Source organism: Bradyrhizobium sp., assembly GCF_049586575.1.
In the GTDB taxonomy this organism is placed as follows: Bacteria; Pseudomonadota; Alphaproteobacteria; order Rhizobiales; family Xanthobacteraceae; genus Bradyrhizobium.
In genome coordinates this window covers 1-3757 of sequence record NZ_JBAVCF010000121.1, presented here as the reverse complement: position 1 = coordinate 3757, position 3757 = coordinate 1, and the positions used below count along the sequence as shown (strand labels likewise).

Here is a 3757-nt window from a genome sequence, read left to right as displayed (position 1 = left end):
CCCGCGGTCACCGATCGCGGTCTTGACCTCCCACAGGCCCGGCTTGCGCGCCGGTGCATCTGCGGCCAGGACTTGCGTCGCGGCGATCAACCCAATCAGCACGCCAACGCAGATCGTGGCCCGTGAGGCGGTTTTGTTCTTTTTCATTTGGCTTGAGGACCTGCGGTGATCGAACCGGCTCCAGCTCGGGGAATTTCCAAGTGCCATCGACCAGCTGTGGGTCGGCCGGTACAGACTTACAGTGGCCATGAAGCGAAAACCGTCCATTTTTGAGGCTTTGATTTGCGGCAGCCGTGTGGCGAGACCATGTGACATTGTATGGCTTTTGTATCGGGGAGTTGCCAGATAGAAGCTGATCCGAAAACGGCTTCGATCGCATCTTTATGAGCCTCTCCAGCCCTTTTATCCGCCGTCCGGTCGCCACCACGCTGCTCTCGCTTGGGCTCGTTGTGGCCGGCGGCATCGCATTTTTCAAACTGCCGGTCTCGCCGCTGCCCGATGTCGACATCCCGACGATTTCGGTGCAGGCGACCCTGCCGGGCGCGAGCCCCGCGGATGTCGCCGTCACGGTCGCAAGCCCGCTCGAGCGTCACCTCGGCCAGATCGCCAGCGTCACCGAAATGACCTCGACGAGCAATCTCGGCTCTGCGCGCATCAACCTGCAATTCGACATCGGCCGCGACATCAATGGCGCGGCGCGCGACGTGCAGGCGGCGATCAACGCGGCCCGCGCCGATTTGCCGGCCAGCCTGCGCAGCAATCCCACCTATCGCAAGTTCAACCCGGCATCGGCGCCGATCCTGATCTACACCTTGACGTCGGACACACTGACGCCGGCCGGCCTCTACGACGCCGCCTCGACCATCCTCGCCCAGAAGCTGTCGCAGATCGAAGGGGTCGGCGAAGTCGCCGTCAGCGGCGGCTCGCTGCCGGCCGTCCGCGTCGAACTGTTGCCGCCGGCGCTCTACAAATACGGCATCGGGCTGGAAGACGTTCGCGCGGCGCTTGCCTCTACCAACGCCCACAGTCCGAAGGGCGGCATCGACGTCGGCAACCGGCGCTACCAGATCTATTCCAACGACCAGGCCAGCAAGGCCGAGGACTACAGGTCGCTGATCGTCGCCTATCGCAACGGCGCGCCCGTGCGCTTGTCGGATGTCGGTGACATCGTCGATTCCGTGGAAAACCTCCGCACCCTCGGCCTCGCCAACGGCAAGCCGGCCGTCATGATGATCGTCTACCGGCAATCGGGCGCCAACATCATCCAGATGGTCGACCGCGTGAAGAACCTGATGCCGCAGCTCAAGGCTTCGGTCTCGCCGGCCATCGACGTCAATCTCGCCATCGACCGCTCCAAGACCATCCGCGCCTCGCTGCGCGACGTCGGAATCACGCTGGTTATTGCGGTCGCGCTTGTGATCCTCGTCGTGTTCGCGTTCCTGCGCAATGCGCGCGCGACGCTGATCCCGGTGGTGGCCGTCACCGTGTCGCTGGTGGCGACCTTCGCGGTCATGTACTTGCTCGGTTATAGCCTCGACATCTTCTCGCTGATGGCGCTGACGGTCGCTACCGGATTCGTGGTCGACGACGCCATCGTCGTACTCGAAAATATCGCCCGCCACATGGACGCAGGGATGCCGCGGCTTGAAGCCACGCTGCTCGGCTCCCGCGAGGTCGGCTTCACCGTGTTGTCGATGAGCGTATCGCTCGTCGCAGTGTTCGTGCCGATCCTGCTGATGGGCGGACTGGTCGGCCGCTTGTTTCGCGAATTCGCCATGACGGTAACCATCGCGATTGCGATCTCGCTGGTGGTGTCGCTGACCACGACGCCGATGATGTGCTCGATTTTGCTGCGCGGCAATCGCAGCGAGTCGCATGGGCGAATCTATCGGGCGAGCGAGCGCGTCTTTGACGCCATGCTGAACGGTTACCGATGGACGCTGGCGATCGCGCTGCGTCATCCACTCACCGTCATGCTGATCCTGGCGGCGACACTGGTCCTGAACGTCCATCTCTATCGCGTCGTTCCCAAGGGCTTTGTGCCGCAGCAGGATACGGGATTGCTGGTCGGATCGATCCAGGCCGATCAAAGTACCTCGTTCCAGCTGATGAAGCAGAAGCTGACGCAATTCATCGACATCGTCAAAAAGGATCCCGATGTCGACACCGTCGTCGGCTTCACCGGCGGCAGCGGCCCGGGCTCGGCCTCGACCAACACCGGCTCGGTCTTCACATCGCTGAAACCGCTCGGCGAGCGCAAGATATCGGCCGAACACGTGATCGAGCGGCTGCGCGGCGAGCTCGCGGCCGTAGCCGGCGCGACGCTGTTCCTGCAATCGGTCGGAGACCTTCCCTCAGGCGGCCGATCGGGCAACGCGGCGTATCAATTCACGCTGCAAGGCCCGACCTTCGACGAGCTGAACGACTGGACACCGAAACTGGTCGCGGCGCTCCAGGGAGTGCCGCAACTGGCCGACGTCTCCAGCGATCAGAAAAACAAGGCGCTGCAATCCAACCTGGTCATCGACCGCGATGCAGCTTCGCAGCTCGGCATTTCCGTCAGCGAGATCGACAATACGCTCTATGACGCATTCGGGCAGCGGCAGGTCTCGACGATCTATGTCGCGCGCAACCAGTATCACGTGATCATGGAGGTTGAGCCTGCTTATTGGCAGAATCCGCAGACATTGCAGGAGGTCTGGGTCAGCACGTCAGGTGGCCCCGCGAGTGGCTCGCAAACCACCAATGCGGTGGCCGGCACGATCACCTCGCCTTCGCAGCAAAACTCGGTCAGCGCGATCGCCGCGAACGCAGTGCGAAACCTCGCCACTAACTCGATCGGCGCTTCCGGCAAGGGGGCCTCATCGACCGGGACGGCCGTCTCCACCAGCGCCGCGACGATGATTCCGCTGGCGAGCGTCGCGCGATTCTCGCAGGGCGAGACCCCGCTCTCGGTCAACCATCAGGACCTTCTGGTCGCCAACACCGTCTCGTTCAACCTGCCGCCGGGCGTTTCGCTGAGCGCGGGCGTCGCCGCGATCGAAAACACCATGACCAAAATCGGCATGCCGGCAGACATTCGCGGCGGGTTCGCGGGAGCAGCGAAACTTTTCCAGCAATCGCTTGCGAGCGAGCCCTATCTCATTTTGGCGGCGCTTGCCACCATCTACATCTCGCTCGGCATGCTCTATGAGAGCTACATCCATCCGCTTACGATCCTGTCGACGCTGCCGTCGGCGGGCGTCGGCGCCGTGGCGGCGTTGATGCTGTCGCACACGGAATTCGACATTATCGCCATGATCGGCGTGATTCTGCTTGTCGGGATCGTGAAAAAGAACGCAATCATGATGATCGACTTCGCACTCGACGCCGAACGCCTGCGCGGGCTGTCGTCGCGCGAGGCCATTTTCGAGGCCTGCATCATGCGCTTCCGCCCGATCATGATGACCACCATGGCCGCGCTGTTCGGAGCGTTGCCGCTGATGGTCGGCCTCGGCGAGGGCAGCGAGTTCCGCCAACCCCTCGGTATTGCCATCTTCGGCGGGCTGATCCTGAGCCAGATCCTGACGCTCTATACGACGCCGGTCGTCTATCTCTATCTCGACCGTGCCAGGCACTGGCGCAACCGGCGTCGCGAGCGCCGCCTCGTTCCCGGCGAATAAAGCCGCTTAAGCCAGTTCGGCGCGCACCATCGCCGCGCCGTCGACGAGTGCCTTCAGTTTCGCAAACGCGAGTTTGCGCGGCAGGTACTTCATGC

General features: G+C 62.9%; 1 protein-coding gene. It reads left to right on the top strand.

From position 1 onward, the window contains the following. The first annotated feature begins 383 nt into the window (after positions 1–383). Entirely contained in the window at positions 384–3662 is a 3279-nt protein-coding gene (locus WB528_RS04230) for an efflux RND transporter permease subunit (protein ID WP_423887177.1), read from the top strand. Positions 3663–3757: the final 95 nt, after the last annotated feature.

Excerpts from the sequence above, each read along its gene's own strand:
- WB528_RS04230 (WP_423887177.1), top strand. The coding sequence starts at position 384 with ATGAGCCTCTCCAGCCCTTTTATCCGCCGTCCGGTCGCCACCACGCTG.